The organism is Herpetosiphon giganteus, assembly GCF_016907925.1.
Classification (GTDB): Bacteria; Chloroflexota; Chloroflexia; order Chloroflexales; family Herpetosiphonaceae; genus Herpetosiphon; species Herpetosiphon giganteus.
Window position 1 is genome coordinate 259,509 of record NZ_JAFBCZ010000003.1, and the last position, 17,403, is coordinate 276,911.

Genomic DNA, 17,403 nt, shown 5'->3' on the forward strand with positions numbered 1-17,403 from the left:
TATTCGTGGAATTCGTGTCCTACGTGGATCAAAATTTAACGCAGCGGCGCAGAACGACCGAAGGATGAAGGATGAGGGATGAAAACAAAAGCCCATAGCCCATAGCCTATAGCCACATCTTCGTGCCCTTCGTGCGCTTCGTGGATCAAAACTCTGACTTCTTGCCTCCCTAAAACCCCCGCTAGCCAAAAGCCTGTCGTCCTTCGTGCTCTTTGTGCGCTTCGTGGATCGCCAACCCCTATGCTCTATGTTCTATGCTCTTCGCGCTACACATCCTCGAGCAATAAGCGCAGCGAGGCCGCATCGAGATCCTTTTTATCGAGCAAGGCCACTGCACCAACTGCCAAGCCACGCCGATGAAACTCGCGATCAGGGTAGGCGCTGACCAGCAAAACCCGCGTATTCGGCGATTGCTTCTTGATTTGGGCGGCACAGCCAATGCCATCTTCATCGCCCAAAACCACATCGACCAAGGCCAAATCGGGCGTGCGTTGGCTGACTGCTGCCAAGGCTTCTGCTTGATGCGCGGCCTCGACCACAGCACAATTGGGCTGCATTTTGCTAATCATACGGCTAACATGTTGGCGATAGCGCAAATTATCATCAACAATCAATACATTTAGGGCTTGGCTGGGGACAAGATTTTGGCTGCTGGTTGGCATCATTGGCAATTGCGGGTGTTGCGCTGCATAATGCACAGCTTCAAGCCGACTTTGCACCCCAATTTGGCGATACAAGCGGGTTAGGTGATTTTCAACGGTTTTGACGCTCAGGCCAATTCGGCGGGCGATTGCGTGATTATCGTCGCCCTGCTGCAAACACCAGAGCAATTCGCGTTGGCGCGGCGTAAGGCCAGTATCAACCACGGGCACGCCGCGCATCAGCTTGGAAAGTAAGGGCGTGCAAACCCAGCGCTCGCCAGCAAGCACCCGTTGCAATGCTAGCCGAATATCAGCCAACGGTTGATCCTTGAGTTGGTAGCCATCAACTCCCGCTTGCAACAAACCCTGCACATACACATCGTCGTCGTAGGCGCTGACGACGAGAATTTTGAGCTGGGGATAGTACATGCGAATTTGGCGAATCGTTTGCAGCGGCTCGAATTGCGGCATGCTCACATCGATCACCAAGGCATCTGGTTGCAGATCAAGCGCTGCTAAAACCCCTGGGCCATCGCCAACCTCGGCCACAATCTGCACATTGGGCAAATCGCTTAGGGCCGTAGAAATGCCCGCTCGCACCACGGCATGGTCATCAGCGACCACAATTCGGATCTGACGCTCGCCATTGAGTTGCATGAAATTCCTCGCTTTAGGGGAAATCCCCCCATTGAACTAGGGGAAAGACCCTAGGAAGATTGGGGGATTGGGGGTTTTGTTGACCAACGGCTTTGGCGTACACTTGGGTTACATCAGTCAGCACGGAATATCGTGCCATAAGCAGCGTATTTACGCAACTTAGGCAACCCACCACCAACCAACTATCCAGCATGGCAAAACTACACCTACAGAAAAAAAGCAATGGTTCGCTCAACGTAGCTTTGGTGCTGGGATAGGGCATTGGTGCGCTCCTACAAGGAGCAGGTTCGTTCGATTTCGTTGGCTTTTTGTTCGGACAACTCGGTATCAATGATGATTGTAGGTCTTAACAGACGAAGGAGTCCACTCTATGAACGTGCGGCGTAGCGCATTCACCTCCCTCTTGCTTGTGCTTCTCTCAGGCGTGATTGCAGCCTGTGGCAGCGAAAGCGCAACCACTGCTCCAACCACGGGCACTGGTGGCACCACCAGCGGTGGCGGCAAAGTTGTTGCCTTGTTCTTGCCCGATGCAAAGACAGCCCGCTATGAAACTGCCGACCGCCCTTACTTCGAAGCCAAAATGAAAGAGCTTTGCCCCGATTGTACAGTACTTTACAACAACGCCAACCAAGATGCTAACTTGCAATTGCAACAAGCAGAAGCAGCCTTGACCAACGGCGCACAAGTTTTGGTGCTCGACCCAGTTGATTCAGCTGCTGCTGCCTCGATTGCCGACAAAGCCAAAGCCCAAAATGTGCCAGTCATCGCCTACGACCGATTGATCCTCAACTCAGATGGCGTGAGCTACTACATTTCATTCGACAACGAATCAGTTGGTAAATTACAAGCCGAAAGTTTGATCGCTGAATTGACCAAACAAGGCATTGCCAACCCAACCATCGTGATGATCAACGGCTCGCCAACCGACAACAATGCCAAATTGTTCAAAGCTGGCGCGCACAGCGTGTTTGATCCATTAGTGAGCGCTGGCAAATTGACGATTGCCAACGAATACGACACTCCAGACTGGAGCCCAGACAAAGCTCAAGACCAAATGCAACAAGCCTTGACCAGCCTTGGCAACAAAGTTGATGGCGTGTATGCAGCCAATGACGGCACTGGTGGCGGCGCAATTGCAGCTATGAAGGCCGGTGGTCTCTCGCCATTGCCTCCAGTAACGGGCCAAGACGCAGAATTGGCAGCCATTCAACGGATTTTGGCTGGCGACCAATACATGACCGTTTACAAAGCGATCAAGCCCCAAGCTGAAGCAGCAGCTGAATTGGCCTTCGCCTTGATCAACGGCAAAACCTCCGACAAGGCAACTGGTAAAGTCAACAACGGCAAAATTGATGTTCCTTCAATCTTGCTGACCCCAATTTCAGTGACCAAAGCCAACGTCAAAGACACGATTGTCAAAGACCAATTCCACAAAGTTGATCAGATCTGTGCTGGCGATTTCGCCAAAGCCTGTACTGATGCCGGTATTCAATAGGTAGCCTCCTCGCCGCTGGGTTGGCATGGCTCACAACGCCAGCCCAGCGGCCACTCCACTGACCCACAGCAAAAGGAATAGAGTCATGACAGCAACAGAAGCAGCGATGCCTGTCTTGCAATTGCGCCAAGTTAGCAAACGCTTTGGTGCGGTTCAAGCCCTCTCCAACGTCGATTTCGAAGTTTATTCGAATGAAGTGGTGGCGCTGGTTGGTGATAACGGCGCAGGTAAATCGACGCTGATTAAAACCATCGCCGGAGCCTACAAACCAGACGAAGGCGATTATATTTTTGAAGGCAAGGTCGTTTCAGTTAATAGCCCGCGGCAAGCAACCGACCTCGGAGTTGAAACGGTCTACCAAGATTTGGCCTTGTGCGATAATCTCGATGTGGTTTCCAACCTCTATCTTGGCCGCGAAAATGTACGCCGTAGCGGCCTTAAATCCATGGATTTGTTGAATGAAACCGAGATGGAGCGGCGGGCAACTGAAGTGCTGCGTGATCTAAGTGTCAAAATTCCTAGTGTGCGGGTGCAAATTGCCAATCTTTCTGGCGGTCAACGCCAATCGGTGGCGGTGGCGCGTTCGGTAATGTGGAACTCCAAAGTTGTGTTGCTTGATGAGCCAACTGCTGCGCTGGGCGTTGAGCAAACCCGCCAAGTCAAAGATTTGATTTTGCGTTTGCGCGAACGTGGCTTAGGCGTGGTCGTGATCAGCCATAATGTTGCCGATGTGTTTGAAGTATCCGATCGCATTATTGTCATGCGGCTGGGGCGGCGGGTTGCAACCTTCCACACAGCGCGCAGCACCAACGAACAAGTGATTGGCGCGATTACCGGGGCAATGCTGCCCGCCAATGCCTATGGAGAAGCTGAATGATGAAGACTCAACCAACCAATCTCGCTGCTGCGCCAAATAATTGGCGTGAAGCATTGGCCGAACGCTTTCGCCAAGGCAATTTAGGCTCGCTGCCAGTGATTATTGGCCTGATTATTATTGCGATTGTGTTTCAAAGCATTAACAAAAATTTTCTTACGCCACTGAACCTGACCAACTTGATGGTGCAAATTGCTGCGATGGGCACAATTTCAACTGGGGTTGTGCTGATTTTGCTGCTTGGCGAGGTCGATTTATCGGCGGGCCAGGTGAGCGGCTTGGCAGCAGCGGTGATGGCGGTGTTGGTTTCGCGGCATAATCTGCCTGCTGGCGTGGCCATTGTTGGCGCGATTGTGGTTGGGGCCTTGGTTGGCCTGTTGCAAGGCTGGTGGATTTCCTCCTTCCGCGTGCCCTCGTTCGTGGTGACCTTGGCAGGCTTGCTGGCTTGGCAAGGGGCGCGCCTGCGGGTGCTTGGCGACACTGGCAGCATCAACATCACCAACAAATTTATTATTGATATTGCCAACTTTCGGCTGCCAATTTGGCTGGGCTGGGTGTTTGGGGTGGTTGGCGTGGTTGTGTATGCCCTGATTGTGTTCAATGAATATCGTAGTCGCCGCGCCGCCGAATTGCCAGTTGGCTCGTTGAATGGCGTGCTGTGGCGAGTTGGCGTGGTTGGGGCCAGCGTTTTGGCTGGGGTTGCGATGATGAACGTCAACCGCAATGCCAATGCTGCTGGGATTCCGATTCAAGGTGTGCCAACCGCCGTTATTATCTTTATGACCTTCTTGATTATCTTCGATTTTATTACTCAGCGCACACGGTTTGGCCGCTATGTCTATGCAGTTGGTGGTAATACCGAAGCCGCACGCCGCGCAGGGATCAATGTTAATCGCATCCGAATTACGATTTTTATGCTGGCTTCGGCCTTAGCTGCCTGTGGCGGGATTTTGGCGGCTTCACGTTTGAACGCAGCCAATCAATCATCAGGCGATGGCGATGTGCTGTTGAACGCAATTGCGGCAGCGGTCATCGGCGGCACGAGCTTGTTTGGCGGGCGGGGCCGCATTTGGTCGGCCTTGCTGGGCGCGCTGGTGATTGGGGCAATTGCTAATGGCATGGATTTGCTGGCGCTCAAATCATCGATCAAATTTATTGTAACTGGCGCGGTGTTGTTGCTGGCAGTTACAATCGATGCTGCTTCACGGGCGCGCCGCGAAAATAGTGGACGTTAGATCCTAGCTTAACAACATTTATTTCTCCTCCCTTCCGTCCCTCCGCTGGAGGGAAACGCCGGGGGTTTTCATCCCCCGGCACCCCCAAATATTCATGTTCTGGATTGTTATTATGCTTCTATAACCCCAACTTCGCGATCTTCGTGCCCTTCGTGGTTTCCGTTCTTCGTGCTCTTCGTGCTCTTCGTGGATCAAAACTTCTGCCTGCTTCGTAGTTCCATGCTAAAGTGCTGATAGGTGATTTATCAGCGAGCGACTGTATGAGCAACGAATTTTTGAGCGCAATTTATGAGACCCTCAAGCAAGTACCCACAGGCCGAATTGTGAATTATGGGCGTTTGGCGCTGGCGGCGGGCTACCCTGGTTATGCGCGGGCTGTCGGCAAAGCGCTGCATAGTTTAGATGAGCAATATCCTGATGTGGCTTGGTGGCGCGTGGTCAATCGCGAGGGCCGTATTTCGACCAATTGTCCGGTGCATACGGCGATTGAGCAACGCCAGCGCTTAGAGGCCGAGGGCATTGAGTTTGATGATCGCGGCTATATCAGCTGGCAGCGTTACGGTTGGCTGGAAACCAGCGAGCTTGAGTTTTGAACTATCCCTCACCCCAACCCCTCTCCCGCGTTTTCGTGGGCGAGGGGGATGGCTTACAAGGGTCGGTTGTTAAGATCCCCTCACCCCAACCCCTCTCCCGTCCAACGGGCGAGGGGCTTTAACGCGTTGGTTCTCCCGCAATTCCTTGGCGAAACATGGTCGGCTCCCCCTCGCCCGCGTTTTCGTGGGCGAGGGGGCTGGAGGGTGAGGGAGTGACTTACTTCACCAATACCACGCCTGATTGGGCTGAAACTGGCACAGTTAATTGGCCATTACTGACGGTGTAGCTGCCGCCATTCAAGCGATCGGTCAAGACTGTGCCATTGGCTAAATGGCTCACGTTGACGGTCGCGCTTTGGTTGGCAGTGCCGTTGTTGAGCACTACAACTGCCTCTTGCGTGCCCTTCCAACGCCGATAGCCATACAGTTTGCTGGCATCGTTGACCAGCAAGGTTGCAACATCGCCACTGCTCAGCACTGCATAGGTTCGGCGCAGCCCGATTAGTTTTTTGAAATGGGCATACATCGCTGTATCGGGGCTGCCGCCTTTATCGGCCCATGGATAGGTTCGGCGGTTGTCGGGATCGCCGCCGCCAGTTACCCCAACTTCATCGCCATAATAGACCGATGGCGCGCCTGGCAAGGTCATTTGCAACAGCACCATCAATTTCATACGAGCTTTATCGTCGTTGAGCAAACGCAAGGCGCGGGTTGAATCGTGCGAACTGACCAAGTTCATCATGCCAAACCATGGCGTGGTGGGCATTTGAGCGCGAAAGGCATTGTAGCTGCTGTCGAAGGAGCTAGGCGCGTTGCCATTGGCAAAACTCACTGCCCAATCGCGGAAACAATAATTCATCACCGAATCAAGCTCGTTTTGGTTGAGATAGGCGCGATATAAGCCCCAATCACAGCCGCCAGTTACCTCGCCAAGCAATAAACTTTCGCTATCGCCATAGCCATTTTTGACGTAGGGCCGCATATCGCTCCACCAAGCGTGGGTGATGTCTTGGGCGACATCGAAGCGCCAGCCAGCGATGCCGCGTTCGAGCCAGAAACGAGTAACCGATTTGCCATTCGGGCTTTGAGCGCTGCCATCGCGATAGAAAAATTGCTTAACTGGGTCGTTTTCGATAAATTCGGGGATGGTTTCATAGCCATACCAACCCTTCCAGCCCCAGCTGCCAGCACATGGATACGCGCCGCTCGTACCTGCTGAGCCTTGGGTAAACCAGCTGCGGTAAGGCGATGCAGCCGATTCGCACGCACCATTGATGCCTGTCCAGCGGTCGGTTTTGTAGCCTGGGTAACCTTGTAGATAAATGCTATCCATGCCTGCGTGGTTGAACACGCCATCGAGAATCACTTTGAGGCCTTTGGCATCGGCGGCGGCGATCATCTCGTCGAATTTTGCCAAATTGCCAAAGCGTGGGTTGATGCCATAATAATCGTTGGTATCGTAGCCGTGGTTCGATGAAGCATCGAAAATCGGGTTGAGATACAACACATTTACGCCCAGATCGTTGAAGTAGCCAGCATTGATTTTATCGACGATGCCTTGCAAGTCGCCGCCATAGAAATCGATGCCATAGCCAGGCGTGGTTGGGGTTTCATTCCAATTGCTGTGAATTGAAGCCACACAATTGGGTGCGCCTGCACCACTGTAGCCGTTGCAGGTGTTGGGGCCATAGACGCGCACGTTGTTGAAATTATTCGTACTATCGCCATCACGGAAGCGATCGGGGAAAATTTGGTAGATGACTGCATCTTGTAGCCATGTTGGCACGGCGTAATCTTGGGGCGGCGCTGGCACAGTGCCTAACTTCCACGAACGATCAAGCGCGGTTGCACTCCAAACGCCCGGGCCTGTGTTGCTGGTGTTGGCAACCACATAATAACCAAGCGTCGCGCCATCGTTGAGCTTAAATTGATACCACTGATCGCTTGAAGTGCTGGGTGCTGGCACGCTAGCCTGCCAGATTGCGTAGGTTCCATCATTGCTGACCACGCTCAAGGGATAGTTGAATGATGGCTGGCTGTAGGGCGCGCCAGTTAACCAGACCGACAAACTTACCGCGCTGACATCATTGCTACAAGTGCGCAAGCGAATGCTAGCCGATTGACCTGCTTGCAGCGAACCAAGCGGATCGCGGTAGACGCTGTTGGTGCTATCGTGATAGACAGCGCTGCTGATGATGGCGTTATTGCCAAGCGCTGCGCCGCTACAAGCCCCGGTTGGCGTGGCTGAAACCGTGGGGATTGGCGTGTTAGTTGCGGTTGGCGTGCGCGATGGCGTTGCAACCACGGTTGGCGTTTTGGTCGCGGTCGCGATTGGAGTTGGCGTGCTGGTTGCGGTTGGGGCAATTGTTGGCGTGGCAGTTGGATTCGTGCCACTTTGGACGGTAAAACTATAATCGTCGGGATCGTAGTTTGTGCCGCGTACATGCTGGCCGCGTGGATTAACATAGCTGCCATTTTGGGCTTTGAGCAACGCCAAAACGCTGCCATCGTAGACCCGAACCCGATAATAAACTGTCGTGCCAGCGGCTTGAGCTGGAATCGTGCCGCGCCACAGATCGTAACTGGTGTTGGCGGTATTGCGGAAGCTAGCGCTGAGGGTTTTGACTTTGGTCATCGCCACCAGCTGCTCGCTGCCGTTCCAATAGCGAATTTGGGCACTCGTCAAATCGCCAGCCAGCGCCAGAATTGAAATTTGGACATTGGTAGTTGACACAATCATACCATTGCTTGCCCCTTGTTGAAAGCTAAAACTCTCGCCTGGCACAAGTTCGGTGCGTGGGTTAGCGTTGGGAGCAGCATGATACAGCTCATCCCAATGCACATTATTATCGCCAGCAGCGACCGACTTAGGCGTTGGCAGCAATGCCAAAACCAACAGCACCAACGCGAGCAATCCGCCAAATCGTTTGTTGCGCATGAATAACTCCGTTTACATCGTTGTTAGAGTATTTGTCGTGAAACACCAACGTTTCAATAGGAGCCGTGCGCCAAATTTTAGGCACACCAAACCTAGCGTCGAGCGCTCGGCTTCCCATGCTCTCTGTTTGTGCTTGCGATGATGGTGGTATAGACCATCTTCACGACAACCAACAGAGCCTCACCATTGAGCGGTGCAAAACGGGGTATCGCGCTGGCTAAGCCAGCGACAATACCCCGACACCATTATCGGTATTCAATTAGCGGGTTGGAATGAGAGTTAGTTGGTTCGTCCAACAATTGGCAGGAAGATTTTGAAGCCTTCGCGACCAACCGTGAAGCGCACAACGTAGCGTTGTTGCATTGGCGATGGATCACCAATGACCCGCCGAACATTGAATGCAGTTAGCGTATAGGTTCCGTTTGGCAGTGGTGCTGCGGGGATGAAGCTGAAGGTTGTAGGGCTGGTAGCGACCACTGTTCCAGCGACAGGCTGATTTTGGGCGTTGGTCAAGACCAACACGTTGCTGATCGGCATAGTTGCCGTAACAGCTTGCGACCATGTAATTGAGATGTTGGCGTTTGGTGCAACCTCAACTGCGTTATTGGCAATTGAGCTGCTGCTGACCAACGGGTCGCGCCAGGCTTGGACAGCCTTGCGGTTGTCGTCGCCAGTGCCCCAGTTGGTATTCGTATCGTTCACGATGAAATGGCCGTCGTTGCCATATTCAATCGTCACGCGGCGATTGTTGAAGCCTTCAATCGTGCCCCACGATTCGACCCGTTCCCATGTGCCACGAGTGTATTTGTAATCCAAAACCGTGCCTTCGAGAATTGGCTTACTAAATTCCCAAGTATCGGTCAGCACGCGTTGCAGAATTTGGCCGTTGGCCGACCAAGCTCCGTTGAAGACCGCGCCATCGTTGCCAGCGATATAGACGCTTTCGTTGCTTGGCGTTTCGGCGGGCACTTTGACGCGGAAGGTCACATCGACAACCCGTTGTTCGGCGCGAATATCGACGCTATTCGAGAAGCCCGATTGATTGAACGAGCCATCGAGCGCCTTCAATTGATAGGTATAGGTAATGCCTGCGGTTACTTCGGTATCGGTGAAGATTGTGGTTGGGTGCAATACCGAGGCAATCGCGTTGCCATCGCGATACACATCGTAGCGATAGGTATCGTTTGAGCTTGAAACATCCCAGCCAATGACAATTTGCGCGGCTGAGCGGCGCACTTCGTGCAAGTTGAGTGGCGCTGCTGGCGGGGTTGTATCGCTGCTGGCCTGCACCAACAAGCTTGCTGCTTGGGCTGGCGAGTAGCCATTGGCCGAGCCATCAAGGTCGGCGTAAATCCAGCTTGTGCCGCCATCGGTGCTATAGCGATAGGCTACATCGAAGGTCCCAACGCTGGTGGGCAGCAGATTGCCAACAAATTCGTCGTTATTGCCATTTTGTACATTGAAACTGGCATCGAACCATTGCCAGCTAGCAGCGCTTGGCTGCGATCCATCGGGGCCATAGCCAACTTCGGCCAACAGGCTTGGGGTTGCACCAGCTTCGCTAGTCACACCTTCAATGTAGACCTGGCCATAAATGTTGGTTGTTGGGTTGGTGATGCTGATCGTATGGGTGATTGCTGCTGGGAATTGCAGATTCGACCAGTTAATCACATAGGCTGGCAAGCCCGAAACTTCGTTGCTGGCGGCGCTTTCCAAGCCATTGCGCAGCGCTTTGACGACATAATAGTAGCGTTGGCCTGGCGTTAGCCCTGCATCGCTGAAATTGGTATTGCTGCTGTTGCCGACTAGCTCGTAGCCACCACCGCTAACAAGTGAGCGATAGATGTTGTAGCTTTGGGCAGTTGCCACGCTATTCCAGCTCAGCTCGATGCTTTGTGACAATTGGTTGGTCACTTGCAAGTTAGTTGGGGCCGCAGGAGCGCTCATATCAACGCTATCAGGCGTTAGCCAAATGCCAACGCTTTGTGGCGCAACGCCGAAGGTATAGGTTGTGACATCGGTTGCAGGCAACAAGCCTGTTTGGCTCAATGGCATGGTGCGGGTTAGCACGGTGCCTGTTGGCACGTAGCCAGCCAAATTCAACTCGACTGTATGCGCTTGGCTATCGCGGTTGAAGACCACAATTGCCGCGCCATTTTCGTCTTTGCGGCCATAGGCCAAGACTTTGTTGGCATCGTCGGCGTTTAGCACATCGAACGAGCCAGTGCGCAGGTAGCTATAGTCGCGGCGCAATTGACCGAGCCGTTGATAGGTCGCCAACAAATTGGTGTCTGCTTTGCGCCATTCTGGCAAGCTGTTGTAGCCTGCTTGGTCTGTCCACGGGTAGGGTTGGCGGTTGTATGGATCGTCGCGTGGCACATCGAAGCCATAGCCGGTCAAGCCAACTTCATCGCCATAATAGATGGTTGGCGCACCTGGCAAGGTCATTTGCAAGGCTGCAACCAACGACAAACGATGGCGCGCATTAACAAAATTATCAACTGGTTGGCGATCGTAGCCTTCGCCAGTAAAGCCCAATTCGTTCAGCACATGCACGGCCCGATTGGTATCGTGGCTGTCGATCAGGTTCATTGCTGAATTGTAGGCTGGCTCTGGATAATCCTCGCGGATAGTTTCAAAGCTGTTGACAAATTGGCTTGGCAAGAGTGGATCGATCTCTTGGCCACCGTCACCATCGACCCAGCGGGTATCGCGCAAGAAGCCCAACACCGCGCGGCGATAGCGATAGTTCATGGTGCTATCGAATTCATCGCCAAGCACCCGATCGCGCACGTCGCCTTCGCTCCAAGTTTCGGAGTAGAGCACAGAATCGGGATTGGCGGCTTTCATCACGTCGCGCCACGTTTCAAAGAAGGTTGGGTTGACCCCAATCACATCGGGCACAACGTCGATACGCCAGCCGTCGGCTTTGTTTTCGCCATCGACCCAGTAGCTGGCGGTGTTGGTTGGCAAGTTGGGGTTGCCGCCAGGCGTGCCAAACCAATAGGCCATTACTTCTGGGTGGTTGGTGTTGATTTGGGGCAGGGTTGCTACGCCAAACCAACCGCGATAGTTGGTATCGCCTGCACACACGCCAGTGCCTGGCTCGGCAGCTGGTTCAAAGAAGAACCATGTGCGATAAGGGCTATTGACGCTTTCGCATGCGCCAACTTCTGGGTGGCGGCCAAAGCGATCAAAGAAGGGGCTATCGCTGCTGACGTGATTTGGCACGCCGTCGAGCACCACCGTCATGCCCCGATTGTGGGCATCTTCGACCAAATCATCAAAGGCTTGTTGCCCACCAAAAGCTGGGTCGACCGTGCGATAGTTGCGACCATCGTATTTGTGGTTCGATGGGCTATCGAAAATTGGGTTGAGATAGAGCGTGGTTACGCCCAACTCTTGCAAATAATCGAGTTTATCTTGGACCCCGTTCAAGTCGCCGCCATACATGGTGCTGCTGTAAGTCGACCACCATGGGTTGCTTGGGTCGGTAAATGGTTCTGGATCGGGCACAATCGAGTTCCACGGCGTGACTGGGAATCGGTGGCCGCGCTCGGTTGGGTAGAACCAGCCGCGCCCGGGGTAGGTCGTGTCGGTTGCTACGCCGGTTGGGTCGTTGCCTGCATCGCCATTGCGGAAGCGCTCGACGAAAATTTGATAAATTGTGGCGTTTTGTGCCCATTCAGGTGTGGTAAACGCTGGGTCGTAGATGTAGATATTCCACGAGCGATCAGCGCTGGTGTTGACCACCTCACCTAAGCCACCATCGAACAAGCTATCATCTTCATAAAAGAGGGTTGTGCTGCCATCTTCGAGGATGAAACGGTAGTACACCACGCCCAGCACGGTTTGGGCTGGCATGGTGTATTCCCAATAGTCGTAGCTTTCGTCGCTAGCAACTTTGGTCATACGTTGAATGCTTTGGCCGTTGTTGGCCGTGTAATACAAACGAATCCGCGCTTGAGTGATGTCGTGAGCAGCGGTGCGCAAGCGCAATTTGACTGCTTGGTTGAGCGGAGCAGCGCCGAATGGCACGCGATAGAGCGATTCGCGGCTGTGATGCTCAATTGCATCGCGATTGATCAAGCCATCGCCGATGACTGAATCGGGAATTTGGCCATCACGTTGCGACGTAATTGCCATACGGCCAGTGCGATTATCCAAATAAAACACAACGGTTTCATTCAATGTGGTTGTCGTAAAACCAATTGGTGCTGGCTCACCAGCATCAAAAACTCGACCCTGAGCATTGTATTGCTCTGTCCAAGAGCCAGTGCGGGTGAACTTAGCGCCATAATCGCCAGGTGCAGCCACGGTGTAGCGCAGCACAAATTGATTAGGTGCGATTTGGGTCATCTTGGTAGCTGGATTGTTATTGCTCCAACCTTGAAATGCGCCAACTACCGTGAAGTCATTCGATGAATCGAGCACATTGACGATATTTTGGCTTGGCAGCAAATCCCAGCCGTTATCATTTGCGTGATTATTGCTATCGAACAACAATTTCACGGTTTGATTTGGCTCGGTTGTGTAGATCCAAGCGTTGGCAGCAGGGAAAGCAGTTGCCCAGTTACAAGCATTAACCTTCCACTCGTAGGTGCCAGCGGTTGGTACGACAACATCGCGGCTGAAAACGCCGTCGCCGCTTACCAAGTCACCTTGAGTCCCATTATCAACCAACGGATTGCCAGTTTCTTGCCATTGGGGGTTTTGGTAAGTGCCTGGTGCACACCAAGGACCAGTGTTGCCAACAGTTTGTGGGCGAATCGTCAAGCGGCTGGTGTTGGTATCGAGCAAAAATGTTACTTTTTGGTTGGCTTCAGTTGTGGTAAAGCTAATGTTGCCTTGATCGACGGCGCGGCCAAGGGAATTGACTTGGGTTGTCCAATCGCCAGTGTGGCTTACTTTACCCTCATATGTACCAGCGTTTGGCACGGTATAGACCAACGAATACCAACCGTTGCCAATGTTGGTCATGGCTGTGGCAGGGTCGTTGTTTGTCCAAGCAGCACTTTGGAACGAGCCAACAGCAGTCCAATTGGCAAAGCCTGAATCGTAGGCGTGAACAATATTTTGGCTTGGCACGCCATGATTACCAGCATTGCTGCTGTAATTGTTGGTATCGAGGGTCAATTTGACCGTTTGATTAGCTTGGGTGGTATTCATCCAAGCATTGGGGCCAGCAGGAACCGAGGTTCCCCAATCGCCACAAATGACGGCCTTCCATTCTGAGCGGCCAGCAGTTGGCACGACAGCATCAAATGAATAGATGCCATCGCCAGCGACTAAATCGCCATTGAGACCTTCATCATTGGCTTGGGTTGCACTGTTGTTCCAGCCTTGGAACTCACCAGCGAAACACCAATTAACTTGTGCATTGGAAACAGTGGGAGCGTTGGTTGCGGCCAAATCAACCTTGCTGGGTTGAGCGGCAACCACGGGAGTTTGAGGACTAAGCGTGGAGATCATTAACGCCAATAGCATACTAATCAGCAATATTCTGCTGATTAGGCTCCGACGATGGGCTGTGTCACGCATGGACGGCTCCTTTGGTAAGGGTTTTTATTTGAACTGCATTGTCCTTGATTTGTTGCGTCGTCAAACAAACTTTAGCGGTGCTGCGATCATAGCCTACTGCCAATACTTTGTCAACTGAACGAACGAGGTTTTAAATAAAGTAAAAATACTTACAACCAATATAAAAATAGATTGCTATAAAAGGATAAAATAGTTTTATTTGGTAGATGTTTTGACTTTTTTGAAAGCTCAATTGGTAACTAAAATTTGATCGATTTTGATAGCAACCATGTTTCACGTGAAACGGTAGCCACGAATTGCACGAATTCCACAAAGAGCAATTTGTAGCCATAGATGAGCACTTATTATGGTGATTATCTTCCGATAGCCCATAGATGTATTAGTTCATTGCATTGGCAACTATGTTCCCTCACCTCCCAACCCCCTCTCCCACTGAACGCGGGCGAGGGAGAGCACTGGTTTTTACCGACGTATTGCGCAAGAACCACGGCGTTAAAGCCCCTCGCCCGCCACGTGGGAGAGGGGTTGGGGTGAGGGGATCAAGCCGTGGTTAACCGAATGAACTAGTACAAATAGCCCATAGCCATTCTCTCGCGCCTCTGCGTTAATCGTTGCTCTTTGCCTTCATCCTTCATACCTTCCCCTATGTTCTATGCTCTATGCTCTCTGCTCTCTATTCCCACTATAATAGATTGCAACTACTGATCACTACCTGAGGCTTTTATGACATATACCCTTGAATCAACAGGCTTATTGGTGTTTCACCGCGATGATGAAGAGGTGCTGACGATTCAGCCCTATTTGGCTCAATATGGCTCGCAGTTTGCCGCAATGGGCGTGCAAATCCAGCCCGATACCGTGCAATACACTAGCTTCGATAACCAAACCTTTGAACTGAACCTCGAAACTACACCAACTGGCTATCGCTTGGTGTTTCACGTGAAACATCAAGTTGCCCAAATTGGTCTTGCAATCGGCATTCAGCCAGCAGGCTCGTGGTATGGCATGGGCGAACGCGTAATCCAAAGTTGGCCGCTCAATTTGGCTGGCGTGCAAAGCCAACCCTTCATTACCTACGATCACGCCGATGATGGCACGCTTAATATTGTTACGCCAGTTTGGATTGGCGCGAATGGCGTGGCGTTGATGGTCGCCGAAGATACTGGCCCGCTGCACGTCACAATCGATAGCGATCCTGCTGGCCTCATTCGCCTATTGCAGTTTCCTTCGCCAACTCCTTTTGGCGCTGGCTTGGATGGCAGCGAAATTCACTATGCAGGCACACGCTTGGTGCTCGATCTGGTGATTGCTGAGAATGTGAGCCTCGCAGCCCAGCAGATTATTCAAAAACTTGGCTATCCCAAAGCTGCGCCACCCTTGGCCATGTTCAGCAAGCCAATCTGGACAACCTGGGCACGCTATAAAATGGATATCGATCAAGCTCAAACCTTGGCCTTTGCCCAAGAAATCATCGATCAACAGTATCCATACTCCGTGCTCGAAATCGATGATCGCTGGCAAACAGCTTATGGCGATTTAGAATTCGATCGGCGCAAGTTTCCCGATCCCAAGGCAATGGTCGATCAGTTGCATCAGCTTGGTTATAAAGTAACCTTGTGGATTCCACCATTTTTTGATCCCAAGAGTGCAGCATTTGCCGAAGCAGCAGCCAACGGCTATTTGGTCAAACATCCTGGCAACGATCAACCCTATTTGACTCATTGGTGGCAAGGTTGGGGCGGTCTGTTGGATGTTTCGAATCCAGCGGCGTTGGCGTGGTGGCAAGCAGGCTTAGACCGTTTGCAAAGCTTGTACGGCATCGATGGCTTTAAATTCGATGGTGCTGAAGGTAATTTCTTGCCCGCCGAAGCCAAAACCCATCTGCCAATGACTCCCAATCAATATAGCGATCGCTACGTTGCCTTCGTGGCTCAATCGTGGCAATGGACTGAGGTACGCACTGGTTGGCGCTCGCAACAACAGCCAATTTTCTTCCGCGAATGGGATAAATGGAGCCGCTGGGGCATGGATAATGGCTTGCATGCGGTCGTCACTCAAGCCCTTGCCATGAGCGTCATCGGCTATCCCTACGTGTTGCCCGATATGATTGGCGGCAATGCTTATAATGGTGAGTTTCCTGAACGCGAATTGCTAATTCGTTGGACGCAAGTTACCGCGCTCTTGCCGGCCATGCAATTCTCAATTGCGCCTTGGCAATACGATGCCGAAACCAGCCAAATTTGCCAGCGCTATGCGCAATTGCACGCTGAGCTAGAGCCATATATTGCCGAATTATTGCAAGCAACCACAACCGATGGCACGCCGCTGGTGCGGCCTTTGTGGTGGCACTACCCCGACGATGCGAGCACCCGCTTTATTGGCGACCAATGGTTGTTTGGCGAGCAATATTTAGCAGCGCCAATTCTGCAAGCCAACCGCTACCAACGCGACATCTACTTGCCCGAAGGTGGTTGGCGCGATTATTGGACTGGCGAGAAATTCGATGGCGAAACTTGGCTCTACAATTATCCTGCGCCCTTGGAAACCATGCCTTTATTCGAACGGCTGTGGTAGAATTTTAGCGAGTAGCCGTATTTGGTGTGTAAGGAGATCATTTCATGGCCAACACGACCATCACTTGGCTTGGTCACGCTAGCTTTCTATTCGTCACGCCCGAAGGCAAACGGATTATTCTTGATCCTTGGTATGAGCATAATCCAAGCTTTCCAGCTTCGGCCAAAGCAGAGCTTGAGCATGTTGATGCGATTTTGCTCACCCACGGTCATATCGACCACACTGGTAACGCGGTTGAGCTTGCCAAACAAAGCAAAGCGCCAATTGCCGGCATGATCGAATTAATTGGCTGGGTGCAAGGCCAAGGTGTCGATGCGACACAATGTATTGGCTACAACAAAGGTGGTTGCATTGAAATTGCTGGCATCAAAGCAACATTAACCACCGCTCACCACAGCAGCAGCATTACTAACGGCAGTATTCCGCTCTATTTGGGCGATCCATGTGGCTTTATCCTCGAATTTTCCGATGGCTGCGTGGTCTATGTCACGGGCGATACTTGTATCCACAGCGATATGGCCTTAATGGGCGAAATCTATCAGCCCAACGTCACAATCTTGCCAATTGGCGATTTTTATACCATGGGGCCACGCCAAGCAGCCCATTCCCTCAAATTAATCGGCTCGCAATTCGCAATTCCAGAGCATTACGGCACGTTCCCTGCCTTGCATGGCAACCCTGAAGCCTTGCAAAACGAGTTGAATAAGCTTGAGTTGAAAACAGAAATTGTGGCCTTGCAACCAAGTCAATCGTGGACGTACCAAGCCTAAATGTTTCACGGGAAACATTTAACTCACTGAATTACAGCGTGCTGCCTAAACAACAGCACGTTGTTTTTGTCTAGCGTGCGAATTT

The 17,403-nt window shown here is 52.2% G+C and carries 9 protein-coding genes; 6 read left to right on the forward strand and 3 right to left on the reverse strand.

Annotated elements, in window-relative coordinates; translation table 11 throughout:
• Window positions 1-266 precede the first annotated feature (266 nt).
• Complete coding sequence (locus JOD20_RS04105) at window positions 267-1,298, reverse strand: response regulator transcription factor (protein WP_204754043.1); 1,032 nt, start codon at window positions 1,296-1,298, stop codon at window positions 267-269.
• Between the two features lie 370 nt (window positions 1,299-1,668).
• Here JOD20_RS04105 and JOD20_RS04110 point away from each other — a divergent pair, with 370 nt between their 5' ends.
• The 4 genes from JOD20_RS04110 to JOD20_RS04125 all read left to right on the forward strand — a co-directional run bounded on the left by JOD20_RS04110 (window position 1,669) and on the right by JOD20_RS04125 (window position 5,495).
• Window positions 1,669-2,793, forward strand: a complete 1,125-nt coding sequence (locus JOD20_RS04110) for a sugar ABC transporter substrate-binding protein (RefSeq protein WP_204754044.1) — start codon at window positions 1,669-1,671, stop codon at window positions 2,791-2,793.
• Between the two features lie 85 nt (window positions 2,794-2,878).
• A complete protein-coding gene (locus JOD20_RS04115) occupies window positions 2,879-3,670 on the forward strand; it encodes an ATP-binding cassette domain-containing protein (RefSeq protein WP_204754045.1) in 792 nt (263 codons plus the stop codon).
• On the forward strand, window positions 3,667-4,902 hold the full coding sequence (locus tag JOD20_RS04120; RefSeq protein ID WP_204754046.1) for a sugar ABC transporter permease: 1,236 nt from the start codon (window positions 3,667-3,669) through the stop codon (window positions 4,900-4,902). The genes JOD20_RS04115 and JOD20_RS04120 overlap by 4 nt, the downstream gene beginning before the upstream one ends.
• Window positions 4,903-5,162: 260 nt before the next feature.
• Window positions 5,163-5,495, forward strand: a complete 333-nt coding sequence (locus JOD20_RS04125; RefSeq protein ID WP_204754047.1) for an MGMT family protein — start codon at window positions 5,163-5,165, stop codon at window positions 5,493-5,495.
• Between the two features lie 217 nt (window positions 5,496-5,712).
• On the opposite strand, the gene JOD20_RS04130 is transcribed toward JOD20_RS04125, so the two are convergent.
• Window positions 5,713-8,433, reverse strand: a complete 2,721-nt coding sequence (locus JOD20_RS04130; RefSeq protein WP_204754048.1) for a glycoside hydrolase family 13 protein — start codon at window positions 8,431-8,433, stop codon at window positions 5,713-5,715.
• 279 nt (window positions 8,434-8,712) lie between these two features.
• Entirely contained in the window at window positions 8,713-13,974 is a 5,262-nt protein-coding gene (locus JOD20_RS04135; RefSeq protein WP_204754049.1) for an alpha amylase N-terminal ig-like domain-containing protein, read from the reverse strand.
• A 723-nt stretch (window positions 13,975-14,697) separates the two neighbouring features.
• Here JOD20_RS04135 and JOD20_RS04140 point away from each other — a divergent pair.
• Entirely contained in the window at window positions 14,698-16,548 is a 1,851-nt protein-coding gene (locus JOD20_RS04140; RefSeq protein ID WP_204754050.1) for a TIM-barrel domain-containing protein, read from the forward strand.
• Window positions 16,549-16,592: 44 nt separating this feature from the next.
• Window positions 16,593-17,318 carry a metal-dependent hydrolase gene (locus JOD20_RS04145; protein WP_204754051.1) on the forward strand — a complete coding sequence of 242 codons (726 nt, stop codon included), beginning with the start codon at window positions 16,593-16,595 and terminating at the stop codon, window positions 17,316-17,318.
• Window positions 17,319-17,403: the final 85 nt, after the last annotated feature.

Excerpts from the sequence above, each read along its gene's own strand:
- JOD20_RS04105 (WP_204754043.1), bottom strand. The coding sequence starts at position 1,298 with ATGCAACTCAATGGCGAGCGTCAGATCCGAATTGTGGTCGCTGATGAC.
- JOD20_RS04110 (WP_204754044.1), top strand. The coding sequence starts at position 1,669 with ATGAACGTGCGGCGTAGCGCATTCACCTCCCTCTTGCTTGTGCTTCTC.
- JOD20_RS04115 (WP_204754045.1), top strand. The coding sequence starts at position 2,879 with ATGACAGCAACAGAAGCAGCGATGCCTGTCTTGCAATTGCGCCAAGTT.
- JOD20_RS04120 (WP_204754046.1), top strand. The coding sequence starts at position 3,667 with ATGATGAAGACTCAACCAACCAATCTCGCTGCTGCGCCAAATAATTGG.
- JOD20_RS04125 (WP_204754047.1), top strand. The coding sequence starts at position 5,163 with ATGAGCAACGAATTTTTGAGCGCAATTTATGAGACCCTCAAGCAAGTA.
- JOD20_RS04130 (WP_204754048.1), bottom strand. The coding sequence starts at position 8,433 with ATGCGCAACAAACGATTTGGCGGATTGCTCGCGTTGGTGCTGTTGGTT.
- JOD20_RS04135 (WP_204754049.1), bottom strand. The coding sequence starts at position 13,974 with ATGCGTGACACAGCCCATCGTCGGAGCCTAATCAGCAGAATATTGCTG.
- JOD20_RS04140 (WP_204754050.1), top strand. The coding sequence starts at position 14,698 with ATGACATATACCCTTGAATCAACAGGCTTATTGGTGTTTCACCGCGAT.
- JOD20_RS04145 (WP_204754051.1), top strand. The coding sequence starts at position 16,593 with ATGGCCAACACGACCATCACTTGGCTTGGTCACGCTAGCTTTCTATTC.